The following is a 15,811-nucleotide window of genomic DNA, read 5'->3' on the forward strand; positions in this document are numbered from 1 at the left end:
CGCGGCCGACCACTATGGAGTGACGGTCCGCTTACGGTGAGGTGCGTCCGCCGGGGCGGGCCCGGCGGCGCCGAACGGAGGACGTCGTGTCTCTCTCCACCCGCACGTTGGCCGCGGCGCTCGGCGCGGTCCTGGCCGGGCTGCTGCTGTGGGCCGCGCCGGCCGCCGCCGGGCCGGCCGCCGGGGCGGCCCCCGCCGACCGGGTCACCGCGACGGTCCCGCTGCACCGGCTGTACAGCCCCGGGCAGGGCGACCACTTCTACACCGCCGACTGGGACGAGGCGGTGAACGCCTTCAACAACCTCGGGTACAAGTACGAGGGCGTGGCCGGGCGGCTGCTGCCGGTGGCCGGCGGCGGGACCACGCCGCTGTACCGGCTGTACAGCGGGGGCGCCGGCGACCACTTCTACACGACCGACTGGAACGAGGCCGTCAACGCGTTCAACAACCTCGGGTACAAGTACGAGGGCGTGACCGGCCACGTCTGGACCTCGGGGCACGCCCCGCTGTACCGGCTGTACAGCGGCGGTTCGGGCGACCACTTCTACACGATGAGCTGGGACGAGGCGACCAACGCCTTCAACAACCTGGGCTACAGGTACGAGGGCGTGCAGGGGTACCTCGACCCGGCCTGACCCGTTTCGCCCCCCGGGCCCCCGCGGCAGCACCGCCGCCGGGGGCCCGACCTATTTACCGCGGGGCCCCTCGGGCGTACGGTCGGCGAGGTTGCCCATTGAGAAACCTCGATCTCCTCACCCCCAGGGAGTCCCCCATGCGGTATCCCACTGCCGCCGCGCTCGTCGCTGCCCTGACCCTGCTCGGCACCGGCGCCGCCAGCGCCGCCCCCGCGCCCGCCCGGCCCGCGCCGGCGCCCGCCGCCGAGCGGCTCGTCCCCGCCGACCCGCCGACCATCGACAAGGCGGCGCCGCTGGCGCACGCCGCCGACCTGCAGAAGATCGCCGACGCCAACGGCGGCACCCGGGCCCACGGCCGGCCCGGCTTCAAGGCCACCCAGGACTCGATCAAGGCGAAGCTGGACGCGGCCGGCTTCACCACGAAGCTGGTGCCGTTCACCGCGAGCGGCGCGCAGGGCTGGAACCTGATCGCCGACTGGCCGGGCGGCGACGAGCAGAACATCCTGTTCCTCGGCGGCCACGCCGACAGCGTCACGGCCGGGCCGGGCATCAACGACAACGGGTCGGGCTCGGCGGCGATCCTGCAGGTCGCGCTGGAGGTCTCGAAGGCGCAGCTCAAGCCGCAGCGGCACCTGCGCTTCGGCTGGTGGGGCGCCGAGGAGCTGGGCGACGTCGGCTCCGCCGCTTACGTCAAGGGCCTGCCGGCGGCCGAGAAGGCGCAGATCAAGTCGTACCTGAACTTCGACATGGTGGCGACCAAGAAGGTCACCAAGTGGGGCATCTACACCGACGGCGACAAGGCGCTGGGCGCCGAGCTGAAGGCGTGGTTCACCGCGCACAACGTCCCGAGCGTCGGCCTGAACATCGACGGGCGCTCCGACCATGCCGCGTTCATGCGGGCGGGCATCCCGGCCAGCGGCGTGATCAGCGAGGACAGCCTGAGCAACCTGGACCCGTGCTACCACAAGGCGTGCGACACGGTGAACAGCCTCAGCCCGGACGCGCTGGGCCTGGCCACCAACATGATCGCCGCGGTCACCTGGAAGCTGGCGGGCGCCCGGGTGGCGGCCCGCTCCTAGCCGGCGGCGCGGACCCGGGCGGGCTCAGTCGTCGGCGTCGGCGAGCAGCACGCCCGGGTTCAGCGTCCCGGCCGGGTCCAGCGCGCGGCGGATCCGGCGCATCGCGTCCAGCTCCGCCGCGGACCGGGACAGCGGCAGCCAGCGCACCTTCGCCCGCCCCACCCCGTGCTCGGAGCTGATGCTGCCGCCGCGCGCGGCGACCAGGCGCAGGACCGCGTCCGTCACCGCCTCGCCGTCCTTCTCGGCGTCCAGCACGTTGACGTGCAGGTTGCCCTCGCCGAGGTGGCCGAAGACGATCGGCCGGGCGTCCGGGGTGACGGCGGCGACCGTACCGGGGAGGTCCGCGACCAGGCCGGCCAGCGCGGCCAGCGGCACGCTCACGTCCAGCTTCACCGGGACGCCCGCGGCGCTGATCGCCTCGGTGTGCGTCTCCCGGTACGCCCACAGCCGGGCCACGCCGGCCGCGTCCGCGGCGACCGTGGCGTCCCGGACCGCCGGGCACCCGCCCAGCAGCTCCAGCAGCTCGTCGGTCGGGTCGGCCCGGCCGGCGGCCTCCAGCAGCACGTACGCCGGGTGGGGCGCGTCGAACGGGGCGGCCAGCCGGCCGTGCGCGCGGACCAGGTCCAGGCCGGCGGCCAGGAACAGCTCCGCCGCCGACAGGCCGGGCAGGCCCGCCCGGGCGGCGGCGAGCAGCTCGACCGCGCCCGGTACCCCGTCGACCGCGACCAGCGCGACCGCGCGGGCCGGCAGCAGCGGCACCAGCCGCAGCCGGACCCGGGTGAGCACGGCCAGCGTGCCCTCGCTGCCGGCGAGCAGGTGGGTGAGGTCGTACCCGGTGTTGTCCTTCGCCGGCGCGGCCAGCCGGCTGACCACCGTGCCGTCGGCGAGCACCGCCTCGACGCCGGTGACCTGCTCGCGCATGCTGCCGTACCGGATCACCCGGACGCCGCCGGCGTTCGTCGCCACCAGGCCCCCGACCGTCGCCGCGGAGCGGGCGGCGAGGTCGACCCCGACGTCCAGGCCGTGCGGGCGGACGTGCCGCTGCACCTGCTCCAGCGTGACGCCCGCGCCCACCGTGACCTGCGCCCCGGCCGCGTCGACCGGGTCCAGCTCGGTCAGCCGGCCCAGGCTCAGCAGCACCTCGCCGCCGGCCGGCACGCCGCCGCCGACCAGCCCGGTGTTGCCGCCCTGGACGGTGATAGCCGCGCCGGCCGCCGCGCAGGCCAGCACCACCGCGGCCACCCCGTCGGTGTCGGCCGGGCGGACCACGCAGCGGGCGGCGCCGGTGAACCGGCGGGTCCAGTCCGTCTCGTACGGCGCCCGCAGGTCCGGGTCGACCAGGACGTGCGCCGCGCCGACGATCCCGCGCAGCCGGTCGGCGAGGTCGCTCACGACAGCACCCGCAGCTTGACCGTCTGCTCCATCGCCCGGAGCTGGCCGAGCACCTCGTCGTCGTAGTCGGCGCTGATGTCGGTGATCAGGTACCCGTACTCGCCGCGGGTGCTCAGCAACTGCCCCTCGACGTTGACCGCGTGCGCGGCCAGGATGCTGTTGACCCGGGCCAGGACGCCAGGGGTGTTCACGTGCACGTGCACGATCCGGTGCCGGTCGGCCTGCGGCGACAGGGCCACGCCCGGCAGGTTCACGCTCAGCGTGGTGTTGCCGTCCCGGACGAACTGGGCCAGCTTGTTCGCCACGAAGGTGCCGATGTCGGCCTGCGCCTCCTCGGTCGACCCGCCGATGTGCGGGGTCAGGACCACGTTCGGCAGCCCGCGCAGCGCCGACACGAACTCGTCGCCGCGCCCCTTCGGCTCGGTCGGGAACACGTCCACGGCCGCGCCGCCCAGGTGGCCGCTGGCCAGGTGCGCGCGCAGCGCGGCGTGGTCGACGACGATGCCCCGGGACAGGTTCAGGAACAGGCTCCCCGGCCGCATCCGGGCGAACTGGTCCGCGCCGAAGAAGTCGCTGTTGCCCGGCCGGCCGTCCACGTGCAGGGTGACCACGTCGGCGACGTCCAGCAGCTCGCCCAGCGAGTCGCACCGCTGCGCGTTGCCCAGCGCCAGCTTGTCGGCGGTGTCGTAGAAGTACACCCGCATGCCCACGCTCTCGGCGAGCACCGAGAGCTGGGCGCCGATGTTGCCGTACCCGACGATGCCCAGCGCCCGCCCGCGGATCTCGTGGCTGCCGTCCGCGGCCTTGTCCCACACGCCCGCGTGCATCGCGGCGTTCTTCTCGGTCAGCCGCCGGGTCAGCACGATGATCTCGGCCAGCGCCAGCTCCACCACCGACCGGGTGTTCGAGAACGGCGCGTTGAACACCGCCACGCCCGCCCGGGACGCCTCGGCCAGGTCGATCTGGTCGGTCCCGATGCAGAACGCCCCGACCGCCACGAGCTGCGGCGCGGCGGCCAGCGCCCGCGCCGAGACCCGGGTCTTGGACCGGACGCCGAGCAGGTGCACGCCGGCGATCCGCTCGATCAGCTCGGCTTCGTCGAGCGCGTTGCGGAGCGACTCGACCAGGTACCCCTCGGCCTCCAGCCGGGCGACCGCCTCGGTGTGGATGCTCTCCAGGAGCAGGACCCGTACCTTGCCATCGTCGATCATCACTGTCCGTTCGTGGGCACGTCAGCGGGATGCGCCCAGCTTAGATGCGCCGCCCCCACCACCGCCCCGCGGTGGTGCCTACCGCGGGGCGGTGGCTCTTGCCGCGACCGGCCGAGCGGACCCACCCGCGCCCGGTGGCGGGGAGGGGGCGGGTGCCCCCGGCAGGGGATCAAGCCTGACCGCCCCTGCCGGGGGTGCCCGCCCCCTCCCCGCCACCACCCGACGCGCCCCGGCGACGGCACCCCGCCGGAAGCCGGGGACCCGTCAGGAAGAGGTGAGGTCGTACACCGTCACCCCGTCCACGGTCGCCGCGGTGTAGTTCGCCGCCACCCACGCGGTGATCTCCGAACCGGCGCTGCTCCCGCCGCGCCCGCCACCGCCGGGCCCGCTGCCGCCGAGGAAGTAGTGGATCCGCCCCGCGGCCACGTACTGCTGGAACCGCGCCAGCGTCGGCGACGGGTCGCTGCCGTTGAACCCGCCGATCGGCATGACCGACCTCCCGGTGGCGAGCTGGTACCCCGCCGCGTTGTTGGCCCCGACCGCGGCCCCCACCCAGGTGTACCGGTCGGCGTCGGCGTTGAGCAGCGCCACGAGCGCCGCCCCCGGCTCCCGACTGCCGAGCAGCCCGCCGGGCCCCCCGCCGCCGGGCCCACCCTGCCCGGCAGTACCGCCGGTCGCGCCGGCGCCGGTGCCGGTCGAGCCGGTCCCGTTGCCGGTGCCGGTCGAGCCATTGCCGGTGGTGCCGGTGCCGGTGCCGGTGCCGGTCTGGCCGGTCGGTGCGGTGCCGCCGGGGAAGCCGCCGCCCGGCGGGGTGCCGGTGCCGCCGGGGAGCTGGCCCGGGCCGCCCTGCCCCGGCGCCCCGCCCGGGAAGCCCGGTCCGCCCCGGCCGCCGTTCGGCGGCTGGCCGCCCCGGTTGCCGTCCCGGCGCCCGCCCGGGCCGCCGCCCGGCCCGCCGCGGCCGCCCTCGACCGCCGGCCCCGCCGACGGGATCGAGCCGGTGTGCGCGGTACCCGCGGTCTGCGCCGCGTACGCCGCCGGCCCCGCCAGCAGCGCCCCCGCCGCGACGGCCGCCGCGACCACGCCCAGCCGGGCCGCGTACCGCGCGGCCAGCAGCAGCACCGCCGCCAGCAGACCGCCGCCGAGCACGACCCAGCGCAGCGCCGGGACGAAGTCCGCGGACCGGCCGAGCAGCACGTACCCCCAGACCGCGCTCCCCGCGACGGCCGCGGCCAGCGCGAGCGCCCCCAGCGGGTGCCGGCGGCGCGGCCACAGCACCGCCGCGCCGGCGCCGACGAGGGCACCGATGGCCGGGGCGAGGGCGACCGTGTAGTACGCGTGGAAGATGCCCTGCATCGCGCTGAACACGCCGCCGGTCACCAGCAGCCAGCCGCCCCAGAGCAGGAAGCCGGCCCGGGTCCGGTCGGTGCGCGCCGCGCGCAGCGTGATGATCAGGCCGACGACCAGCAGCGCGAGCGCCGCCGGGAGCAGCCAGGCGACCTGCCCGCCCTGCTCGGCGTCGAGCATCCGCAGCCAGCCGGGCGTACCCCAGCCGCCGCCCTGCCCGCCGCCGACGCTGCCGACCTCCTCGCCGCTGAGCCGGCCGACGCCGTTGTAGCCGAGGGTCAGTTCCAGCAGGCTGTTGTTCTGCGAGCCGCCGACGTACGGGCGGGCGGAGGCGGGGATCAGCTCGACGACCGCCACGTACCAGCCGGCCGAGACGACCATCGCCACCCCGGCCAGCAGGAGCTGGCCCAGCCGCCTGCGCAGCCGCGGCGGACCGGCGACGAGGTACGTCAGCCCGAACGCCGGCACCACCAGCAGCACCTGGAGCATCTTGGTCAGGAACCCGAACCCGACGAACACGCCGGCCCAGACCAGCCACTTCGTCGCGCCGGACTCGACGGCCCGGACGACCGCGTACGCGCCGGCCACCATCAGCAGCACCAGCAGCGCGTCGGGGTTGTTGAACCGGAACATCAGCGCCGCCACCGGCGTGGTCGCCAGCGCCGCGCCGGCGAGCAGCCCGGCGGCCGGGCCGTACCAGCGCCGGACCGCCGCGTACAGCAGGCCGACCGACGCGACGCCCATCAGCGCCTGCGGGACCAGCATGCTCCACGCATTCATCCCGAACACCCGGGCGCTGAGCGCCATCGGCCACAGCGACAGCGGCGTCTTGTCCACGGTGATCGAGGCGGCCGCGTCGGAGGCGCCGAAGAAGAACGCCTTCCAGCTCACCGAGCCGGCCTGGACGGCGGCGGCGTAGAACGAGTTCGCCCAGCCGGAGTCGGCGAGCGCCCACAGGTACAGCGCGGCGGTGGCGGCCAGCAGGCCGAGCAGCGCCGGGCGGACCCAGCGCGGGTCCTCGGGGCGGCCGCGCAGCGGGCGCGGGGCGCGGCGCCGGCGGCCGGCCGGCGGGGCCGGCTCGGCGGGGCCGGCCGGGGCGGGCGGCGGCGTGGTGGCCGGGGCGGGAGCGGTCATGGCACATCCTCCGTACGGTTTCGCGGGTCCCCTCCACCGTCGGCCCCGGCTCTGTCGTGGCCATGTGCCGACGCTGTCCGCACTCTGTGAACGCCGCGGCCGTCCCCCGAACGCGCGGGAGGCCACCCCCCCGGGCCGGGGGTGGCCTCCCGCGCGTCGCGCCCGCTTCACCGCCGTACGCCGGGCCGCCCCCCGCGCGCGGCCGGCCCACCGGCGCCGGCCGGGCTCGGGACCAGGGTCATGACCCGGCGCCGGTGGCAGGCGACGAGCTGGGCGGCGAGGAGCTGCGGCGAGCCGGTCCGGACGCACGCGTCGGCGCCCGCGGTGAGCGCGTCGGCGATGTCCTCGCCGGTGGCCCGCCGGCCGACGACGGCGACCAGCCGGTGCTCGGCCGGCAGCTCGGCGCGGATCCGGCCGACCAGCCCGGCCGGCGCCCGGGACGCCACCACGATCTCCCCTTTGCGAAGAAAGCGCAGGTCGGTGGCCAGCCGCAGCCGCCAGCCCGGCGGGAGCAGCTCGGCCACCCCGCGCAGCGGCAGCGGGTCGCCGAGAATCCGGACGACCATCGTGGGCCCCTCCTGCGCCGGATGGGGCGGCCGGGCGTACGAGAGGGGGTTGAGGCGGGGCGGTTCCAGTGTGACGATCATGACGGCTCCTTCGAGGTGGAGTGGTTGCGCGGCCCACGCTGCCCCGCCCGCCCGGGCCGCCCATGTGTCCGCGCCGTGTGATTGCTGTGTGCGGCATTCACAGCCGGGGCAAAGGGTCGCCACATCCCCCCGCCAGCCCCGTTGCCGAACCTCGGGGCATGACCACGATGCTCACCCACCAGCCCGTACCCGCCGCCGGCGCGCCCGCCGCGACCGGCCGCGCGGTCCTCGACGTCGTCGTGCCGGTGTACAACGAGGAGGCCGACCTCGGCCCCTGCGTGCGCCGGCTGCACGCGCACCTCGGCGCGCACCTGCCGTACCCGTTCCGGATCACCGTCGCCGACAACGCCAGCACCGACGGCACCGCCGCGGTCGCGGCGGCGCTCGCCGCCGACCTGCCGGCCGTCCGCGTCCGCACGCTCACCGCCAAGGGCCGCGGCCGCGCGCTGCGCGACGCCTGGTCGACGTCGGACGCGCCGGTGCTCGCGTACATGGACGTCGACCTCTCCACCGACCTGGCCGCGCTGCTGCCGCTGATCGCGCCGCTGCTCAGCGGCCACTCGGACCTGGCGATCGGCTCCCGGCTGTCCCGCGGCGCCCGGGTGGTGCGCGGGCCGAAGCGGGAGTTCATCTCGCGCTCGTACAACCTGCTCCTGCGCGGCACCCTCCGGGTCGGCTTCACCGACGCCCAGTGCGGCTTCAAGGCGATCCGCCGGGACGTCGCCGAGCGGCTGCTCCCGCTGGTCGAGGACACCGGCTGGTTCTTCGACACCGAACTGCTGGTGCTGGCCCAGCGGGCCGGCCTGCGCATCCACGAGGTACCGGTGGACTGGGTCGACGACCCGGACAGCCGCGTCGACATCGTCGCCACCGCCGTCGCCGACCTGCGCGGCATCGCCCGGCTGGCCCGCGGCCTGGCCACGGGGCGGATCCCGCTGGGCGCGCTGCGCGACCGGTACGGCCGACCCCCGCTGCGCACCACCCCCGCCGGACCCGCGGTGGCCGGGGTGCCGGCCGGGATGGTGCGGCAGCTCGCGCGGTTCGGGGCGATCGGCGTGGCCAGCACGCTGGCGTACCTGGCGCTGTACGCCGGGCTGCGGCTCGGGATGGGGGCGCAGGCGGCGAACTTCCTCGCGCTGGCGCTGACCGCGGTGGCGAACACGGCCGCGAACCGGCGGCTGACGTTCGGGGTACGGGGGGCGGCCGGGGCCGGGCGGCACCACGTGCAGGGGCTGGTGGTGTTCGGGCTGGGGTTGGCGCTGACCAGCGGGAGCCTGGCGGTGCTGCACGGGGTGAGCGCGGCGCCGGCGGCGGGGGTGGAGCTGGCGGTACTGGTCCTGGCGAACCTGACGGCGACGATCCTCCGCTTCGTCCTCCTCCGCGCCTGGGTCTTCGGCCGCCGCCGAGCCGCCCACCCGTCGGACTGAGGCGCCACGTGCCGAGGTCGCACGGAGCCGTCCGGACTCCCACTACGTTTCCGGACCAGCCGCTGCTTCGGCGGGGCACCTCGGGAGTGGGTGCATTTGTTGTCGTCGGAGCGGCCGCGGATGCACCCACTCCCGCGGGTCAGTACCGGTTCAGCGGTGGCGGCGGCCCGGGGGCTTGCGGGGGTTCGAGGTGGTGGCGCGGACCGTGCTGCCCAGCGCGTCGCCGTTGGTCACCGTCCCCGACACCGTCACCCGGGCGCCCGTCGGCACGCTGGCCAGGGGCACCGCGGCGCCGTTCAGCGTTACCGCCGCGTCCGCGTCGATCGCGACCTCCGTGTCGTCGTCGCCCGCGGTCACCGTCAGGATGCCGGCCGTACCGTCCGCCGCGGCCACCCGGCCCGCCAGCGCGAACCGCCACGTCGTGATCGCCTCGACCTCGGTCGCCGTGACCGCGCCGAGGGTGGCCGTACCGGACAGCCGCACCCGCGCGCCCGTCGGCAGGTCCGCCAGGGTCGCGTCCTCGTCGTCCACCGTGATCGTCGCCGCGGGGTCGACGCCGACCGTACGGTCGGCGCCCGCCGGGTCGGTGACCGTGAGGGTGCCCGCGGCGTCGTCGGCGGCCGCGACCGTGCCCGCCAGCCGGACGCTCCACGTCGTCGCCGCGCGGACCGCGGTGACCGAGGCGACGCCGCGCACGACCCGGCCGGTCAGCCGGACCCGGCCGCCCACCGGTACGTCGGCCAGGGCGGCCGCGTCCCCGTCCACGGTGATCGTGGCGGTCGCGGCGACGGCCAGGGTCGACGTGCTGGTCACGCCGGCCGGGCCGGGGCGGGTGACGGTGAGCGTGCCGGCGGCGGTGTCGAGCGCGGTGACCGTGCCGTCGAGCTGGAGGCGCTGGGCGACCGGCGCGTGCTGGCCGCGGCCGCCGTGGCCGCCGGACGGGCGGGCGGTGGCCGGGTCGGCGACGCCGAGGGCGAGCAGCAGGCCGGCGGCGACGGGGACGGCGAGCAGGTGGCGCTTGGTCATGGGTACTCCGGGGGGCGTGGCGGGTCGTTCCCTCCACTGTCCGCGCGGCGGGCGCGGGTGTCGCGCCGCGGCGGGGGTACCCCGGGCAGAACCGGGTTGCCACCCGGTTGCCCCGTCGGCCATCCGGCCCGCACCGGACTCAGCCCCACCACCCCGGCCCACCCGGCACCGCCCCCGGCGCGGCTCAGGACCGTAACGGGGCTCGGGACCGTGGCGGGGCTCAGGACGGTAGCGGGGGCAGGGTCGGTGTGTGCAGCCAGTCGCGGAAGAAGTCGTCCAGCGGTACCGGGGCGTGCCGGGCCGCGAGCGCCACGAAGTCGTCCGTGCCGGCGTTGTCGTGCCGGTACCGGGCCGTCCACGCCCGGACCAGCGCGAAGAACGCCGCGTCCCCGATCGTCGTGCGCAGCGCGTGCAGGGTGAGGGCGCCGCGGCGGTACACCCGGTCGTCGAACATCCGCCGCACGCCGGGGTCGGCGGGGCGGATGTCCTGCGGGAGCGCGGAGAGCTGGGTCCACCAGCGGGCGGCGTGCCGGTCGGCGGGGACCGAGCCGGACGCCTCCGACCACAGCCACTCGCTGTAGCTGGCGAAGCCCTCGTGCAGCCAGATGTGCCGCCAGTTCGCGGCGGTGACGCTGTTGCCGAACCACTGGTGCGCCAGCTCGTGCGCGACCAGCCGCTCGTGGCCGCGGCGGCCGTCGACGTGGTTGGCGCCGAAGATGGACAGGCCCTGCGCCTCGACCGGTACGTCCAGCTTCTCGTCGACGACGACGACCGTGTACTCGTCGAACGGGTACGGCCCGAACAGCTTCTCGAACACCGCCAGGATCCGGTCCTGCCGCCCGAAGTCGTGCCGGAACCGGGTGACCAGCCGGGCCGGCACCGCCGCCCGCAGCGGGATCGGCCCGGCCGCCAACTCGACCGGGGCGTAGGCGCCGATCTGGACGGTGGCCAGGTACGTCGGCGTCGGCTCCGCCTGCTCGTACACCCAGGTGGTCGTCGTGCTGCCGGCGCGGCGGGCGGTGAGCAGGCCGTTGGCGACGACGGTGAGCCGGCTGGGGGCGGTGACGGTGATCCGGTACGCCGCCTTGTCGCCCGGGTGGTCGTTGCACGGGAACCACGACGGCGCCCCGATCGGCTGGTTGGCCACCAGCGCGCCGTCGCCGAGCTGCTCCCAGCCCAGCGCGCCCCACGGGCTCTCGATCCCCTTCGGTACGCCGACGTACCGCACCCGGACGGTGAACTCCGCTCCCGCCGCCACCGGCGCGGCCGGGCGGACGGAGAGCTTGCCGGCGGTGTGCCGGAACCCGGCCGGCCGGTGGTCGACGAGCACCTGCTCGACCCGGAACCGGCCGAGGTCCAGGCTGAACGCGGACAGCGGCTCGGTGGCCACCGCGGTCAGCACCGCGCGGCCGGCGAGCCGGCCGGACCGGGTCTGGTACTGCAACGCCAGGTCGTAGTGCCGGACCCGGTAGCCGTCGTTGCCGTGCCGGGGGAAGTACGGGTCGCCGGAGGTGGCCGCCGCCCGCTGCGGCGCGGTCGGGGTCACCGGCCGCGCCAGGGGGCGATGGGGTTGCCGAGCCAGCGACCGTGCGCCGGTACGGTCTCGCCGCGCAGGACGAGCGAGGCCGGGCCGACGGTGGCGTGCGCGCCGACCGCGGCGGCCGGCAGCACGATCCCGTGCGGGCCGACCGTCGCGCCGGTCGCGATCGTCACCGTGTCCATCCGCATGATTCGATCATGGAACAGGTGGGTCTGGAGGACGCACCCGCGGTTCACCGTGGCGCCGGCGCCGAGGGTGACCAGGTCGGCCTCGGGCAGCCAGTACGACTCGCACCACACGCCCCGGCCGACCCGGGCGCCGAGCCCGCGCAGCCACCAGGACAGCACCGGCGTGCCGGTGGCGGCGCCGACCAGCCACGGTACGGCGAGCACCTCGACGAACGTGTCGGCCAGCTCGTTGCGCCAGACGAACCCGCTCCACAGTGGCTTCTCGACCGCCCGGAACCGGCCGACCAACAGCCACTTCGCCGCGATGGCCAGCAGGCAGGCGAGCACCCCGGCGGCGGCCAGCAGCGCGCCGCCGGCGGCGAGGGCGACCGCGGGCCCGTACCGGTCCAGCAGCCAGCCGAACGCGACCGCGGCGGCCGCGGCGAGGCCGACCGAGCAGCACACCGGCAGCAGCCGGCACAGCTCGACCGCGGCCCGGGCGAGGCGCAGCCGCGCCGGCGGGTCGAACGTGCGGCTGGCGTCCGCGGCCTCGGCCGCCCGGGGCAGCTTCATCGGCGGCATGCCCAGCCACGAGCTGCCGGGCTTGGCCCGCTTCGGCGCGGCGGACAGGACGCCGACCAGGCCGCCGTTGGGCACCCGGTGGCCGGGGGCGGTCATCCCGGAGTTGCCGAGGAACGCCCGCTTGCCGATCCGGGCGCCGTCGATCCGCAGCCGGCCGCCGCCCAGCTCGTACGAGGCGATCATGGTGTCGTCGGCCAGGAACGCGCCGTCGCCGACCCGGGTCATCTTCGGCAGCGCGACCACGGTGGACGCCTCCACCCCGCGGCCCACCCGCATGCCGAGGGCGCGCAGCCAGGTCGGGGTGAGCAGGCTCGCGTACAGCGGGAACAGCACGACCCGGGCGCCGTTCATCAGCCGCTCGGTGGCCCACGCCTGCCAGGCCACCCGGCCGTGCACCGGGTGCTGGCCCGGTACCAGGCCGATGCTGAGCAGCCGGACGCCGAGCAGGACGAGCAGCGCGTACGTCAGGCCGGCGGCGACCGTGGCCGGCGGTACGGCGACGAGCAGCCGCAGCAGCGCGTCCCCGGCGGTCGGCTCGCCGCGCAGGAACCGGCCCAGCACCGCGAGGCCGGGCAGCGCGGCGACCGCGGGGAGCAGGTCCAGGGCGAGCGAGGTCACGCCGTACGCCAGGGCCCAGCGGCGGGACCGGCGCGGCCGGCGGCCGGGGTGCGGGCGGGCCCGGCCGGTCCGCTGCGCCGGCACGCCCGCCCAGCTCTCGCCGGCCGGGACCGCGCGCAGCACGCACGACCCGGCGGCCACCTCGGCCCGCTTGCCGACCCGGGCGCCGGGGAGCAGGGTGCTGCGGGCGCCGACGGTGGCGCCGGCGCCGATCCGGATCCGGCCGACGCGCAGGACGTCGCCGTCGACCCAGTACCCGGACAGGTCCACCTCCGGCTCGACCGCCGCGCCGCGGCCCACCCGGAGCAGGCCGGTGAGCGGCGGGGCGGCGTGCAGGTCGGTGCCGGGGGCGAGCCGGGCGCCGAGCGCCCGGGCGTACGCGGTGAGCCAGCCGCCGGTCAGCCCGGTCGCGCCGACGGCCGCCGCGAACCGCTCGGCCAGCCACAGCCGGACGTGCACCGACCCGCCGCGCGGGTACTCCCCCGGCCGCAGCCGGCGCAGCAGCAGCCGGGCCGCGCCGGCGCCGAGCGCCAGCCGCCCCGGCGGGCTGAACAGCAGCAGCCAGCCTGCCGCGAGCAGCCACCAGGGCGCGGTCGGCGCCCACGGGTGCGGCCCGGTGAGGTTGAGCAGGGTACCGGCGGCGGCGACCGGGACCGCCCAGCGCGCGGCGACGACGGTGAGCAGCGGCAGCAGCAGGAGCGTCCGGACCAGGCCGGACCAGCGCGGCATCGGCCCGATCTCGCGCTCCTGCAGGTCGGCGGTGTCGAACAGCTCCAGCCGCTTGGCCAGCCCGCCGAGCGTGGGGTGCTGGTACAGGTCGCCGACGGCCACGTCCGGGTACCGCTCGCGCAGCCGTGAGACGAGCTGCGCCGCGGCCAGGCTGGACCCGCCATGCCGGAAGAAGTCGTCGTCCGCGCCGGTCACGGGCGCCCCGAGCACGTCGTGCCACAGCCCGGCCAGCCACGCCTCGGTACCGGTCAGCGTCGTCGCCGGCTCGGCGGTCGGCAGCGGCCAGGGCAGCGCCGCGCGGTCGACCTTGCCGGACGTCCGGGTGGGCAGGGTGTCGACGACGGCCACCAGCGGCACCAGGGCGGCCGGCAGCGTCGCGCGCAGCGCGTCGGCGGCGGCCAGCGGGTCGAAGTCCGCGGCCTCCGGGACCACGTACCCGACGAGGAGCTGGTGCCCGCCCGCCGTGCGCCGGACGGCCGCCGCGGCGCCGGCCACGCCGGGGAGCGCCTGGAGGGCGGCGTCCACCTCGCCCAGCTCGATCCGCCGGCCGCCCAGCTTGACCTGCTCGTCGATCCGGCCGAGGAAGACCAGGCCGGCGGCGTCGGCGCGGACCAGGTCGCCGCTGCGGTACGCGCGGTCCCAGCCGAGGGCGGGCAGCGGGGCGTACTTCTCGGCGTCCTTGGCGGCGTCCAGGTACCGGGCCAGGCCGACGCCGCCGATCACCAGCTCGCCCTGCTCGCCGCGGCCGACCAGCGCGCCGGCCGGGTCGACCACGGCCAGCTCCCAGCCGTCCAGCGGCAGTCCGATCCGGACCGGGCCGGTGCCGGTGAGCCGGGCGGCGCAGGCCACGACGGTCGCCTCGGTCGGCCCGTACGTGTTCCACACCTCGCGCCCGTCCACGGCCAGCCGCTCGGCCAGCTCCGGCGGGCACGCCTCGCCGCCGAAGATCAGCAGCCGGACGTCGTCCAGCGCGTCGACGGGCCACAGCGCGGCCAGCGTCGGCACGGTCGACACGACGGTGATCTCCCGCTCGACCAGCCACGGCCCGAGGTCCACTCCCGACCGGACCAGCGCCCGCGGGGCGGGCACCAGGCACGCGCCGTGCCGCCAGGCCAGCCACATCTCCTCGCAGGAGGCGTCGAAGGCCACGGACAGCCCGGCCAGGACGCGGTCCTCGGTACCGAGGGGCTCGTCGGTGCCGGCGAGGAACAGCCGGGCCTCGGCGTCGACGAAGGCAGCGGCGGCGCGGTGGCTGACGGCCACGCCCTTGGGGGTACCGGTGGAGCCCGAGGTGAAGATGATCCACGCATCGTCGTCGGGGCCGGGCGGGCCGGTCCGGGGGGTCGGCGCGGCGGTGGATCCAGCCGGCGGGGTGGCGGTTGCGTCCGGGGCGGCGGCCGGCGGGGTGGCGGTTCCGGTCGGCGCGGTGGCGGTTCCGGTCGGCGCGGTGGCGGTTCCGGTCGGTGGGGTCGTGGAAGCCGGCGGGTCGAGCGTGGCGGTCGGCGCGGTCGGTGGGGTGGCGGTCCCGGTCGGCGCGGTCGGCGCGGTGCTGATGGGGGTCGGCGGGGCGGGTGGGGCGGTGGATTCGGTCGGTTCCGGGGAGCCGGGCGGGGTCGCGGCGGCGGCCGGCGGCGCGGTGCCGGTGAGCGGTGGGTCGGTGGCGGGGCCCGTTGGGTCGGCGGCGGTGAGCGGTGGGTCGGTGGCGGTGCCCGGGGCGGCCGGGCGCTCGGGGGCGGCCGGCGGCTCGGGGGCGGCCCCCGGGGCGGCCGTGGTGGGGGGCGGTGCGGGGGTGCGGTGGGTGAGTTCGCGGTCGGGGCCGATGACGATCTCGACGCCGGCCTCGCCGAAGACCAGTTCGGCCCGCTCGTCCGGGTCCTCGGCGTCGACCGGCACGTACGCGGCGCCGGCGTGCAGCACCGCGAGGATCGACAGGTACAGGTCCACCGACCCCGACGGCAGGCGCACGCCGACCCGGCTCCCCGCCACCACGCCGGCGGCGCGCAGCCGGCGGGCGAACGCGTCCACCCGGTCGCTCAGCTCGCTGTAGGTGAGGATGGTCACACCGTCGTCGATGGCCGGTGCCCGGCCGGCGCGGCGGACGGTGGCGCGGAAGATGTCGACGAGGGTCCGGGCGGGCGCCGCCGGTCCGGCGGTGTAGACGGCGCGCGGACGGCTGCCGTCCGGGGCCGCGACGAGCGGCGCTGTCTCGACGTTGACCTGCATGTATGCGACCTTCCGTCGGGCCGGCCCGGCCCCGCGGCCGGGTCCGTGCCGGCGGCG

General features: G+C 77.0%; 10 protein-coding genes. 3 read left to right on the forward strand and 7 right to left on the reverse strand.

Going from position 1 to position 15,811, the window contains the following annotated elements; translation table 11 throughout:
• Positions 1-86 precede the first annotated feature (86 nt).
• Both IEY94_RS07785 and IEY94_RS07790 read left to right on the forward strand, forming a co-directional pair.
• The gene (locus tag IEY94_RS07785) at positions 87-635 is read left to right on the forward strand and encodes a hypothetical protein (RefSeq protein ID WP_189169419.1); all 549 of its coding nucleotides are present in this window, start codon (positions 87-89) and stop codon (positions 633-635) included.
• A 137-nt stretch (positions 636-772) separates the two neighbouring features.
• Entirely contained in the window at positions 773-1,714 is a 942-nt protein-coding gene (locus tag IEY94_RS07790) for a M28 family peptidase (protein ID WP_189169420.1), read from the forward strand.
• A 24-nt stretch (positions 1,715-1,738) separates the two neighbouring features.
• On the opposite strand, the gene IEY94_RS07795 is transcribed toward IEY94_RS07790, so the two are convergent.
• From IEY94_RS07795 to IEY94_RS07810, 4 genes are all read right to left on the reverse strand, one after another.
• Positions 1,739-3,106 (reverse strand): FAD-binding oxidoreductase, encoded by a 1,368-nt coding sequence (locus IEY94_RS07795; RefSeq protein WP_189169421.1) that lies wholly within the window; start codon positions 3,104-3,106, stop codon positions 1,739-1,741.
• Positions 3,103-4,317, reverse strand: coding sequence for a phosphoglycerate dehydrogenase (gene serA, locus IEY94_RS07800; protein ID WP_189169816.1), 1,215 nt, complete (start codon positions 4,315-4,317; stop codon positions 3,103-3,105). Before serA ends, IEY94_RS07795 begins: the two co-directional genes overlap by 4 nt.
• 264 nt (positions 4,318-4,581) lie before the next feature.
• On the reverse strand, positions 4,582-6,795 hold the full coding sequence (locus tag IEY94_RS07805) for an ArnT family glycosyltransferase (protein WP_189169422.1): 2,214 nt from the start codon (positions 6,793-6,795) through the stop codon (positions 4,582-4,584).
• 167 nt (positions 6,796-6,962) lie between these two features.
• Positions 6,963-7,442: a hypothetical protein gene (locus IEY94_RS07810; protein WP_189169423.1), complete on the reverse strand. Its 480-nt coding sequence runs from the start codon at positions 7,440-7,442 to the stop codon at positions 6,963-6,965.
• A 167-nt stretch (positions 7,443-7,609) separates the two neighbouring features.
• Between IEY94_RS07810 and IEY94_RS07815 the strand changes: the two genes are divergently transcribed.
• Entirely contained in the window at positions 7,610-8,869 is a 1,260-nt protein-coding gene (locus IEY94_RS07815) for a bifunctional glycosyltransferase family 2/GtrA family protein (RefSeq protein ID WP_189169817.1), read from the forward strand.
• Positions 8,870-9,019: 150 nt separating this feature from the next.
• Here IEY94_RS07815 and IEY94_RS07820 read toward each other — a convergent pair whose 3' ends face one another.
• From IEY94_RS07820 to IEY94_RS07830, 3 genes are all read right to left on the reverse strand, one after another.
• Positions 9,020-9,895, reverse strand: a complete 876-nt coding sequence (locus IEY94_RS07820; RefSeq protein WP_189169424.1) for a hypothetical protein — start codon at positions 9,893-9,895, stop codon at positions 9,020-9,022.
• Between the two features lie 220 nt (positions 9,896-10,115).
• Positions 10,116-11,441, reverse strand: a complete 1,326-nt coding sequence (locus tag IEY94_RS07825; protein WP_189169425.1) for a M1 family metallopeptidase — start codon at positions 11,439-11,441, stop codon at positions 10,116-10,118.
• Positions 11,438-15,754: a Pls/PosA family non-ribosomal peptide synthetase gene (locus tag IEY94_RS07830; RefSeq protein WP_229783426.1), complete on the reverse strand. Its 4,317-nt coding sequence runs from the start codon at positions 15,752-15,754 to the stop codon at positions 11,438-11,440. Before IEY94_RS07830 ends, IEY94_RS07825 begins: the two co-directional genes overlap by 4 nt.
• Positions 15,755-15,811: the final 57 nt, after the last annotated feature.

Origin of the sequence: Pilimelia anulata (assembly GCF_014647895.1) — a bacterium.
Classification (GTDB): Bacteria; Actinomycetota; Actinomycetes; order Mycobacteriales; family Micromonosporaceae; genus Pilimelia; species Pilimelia anulata.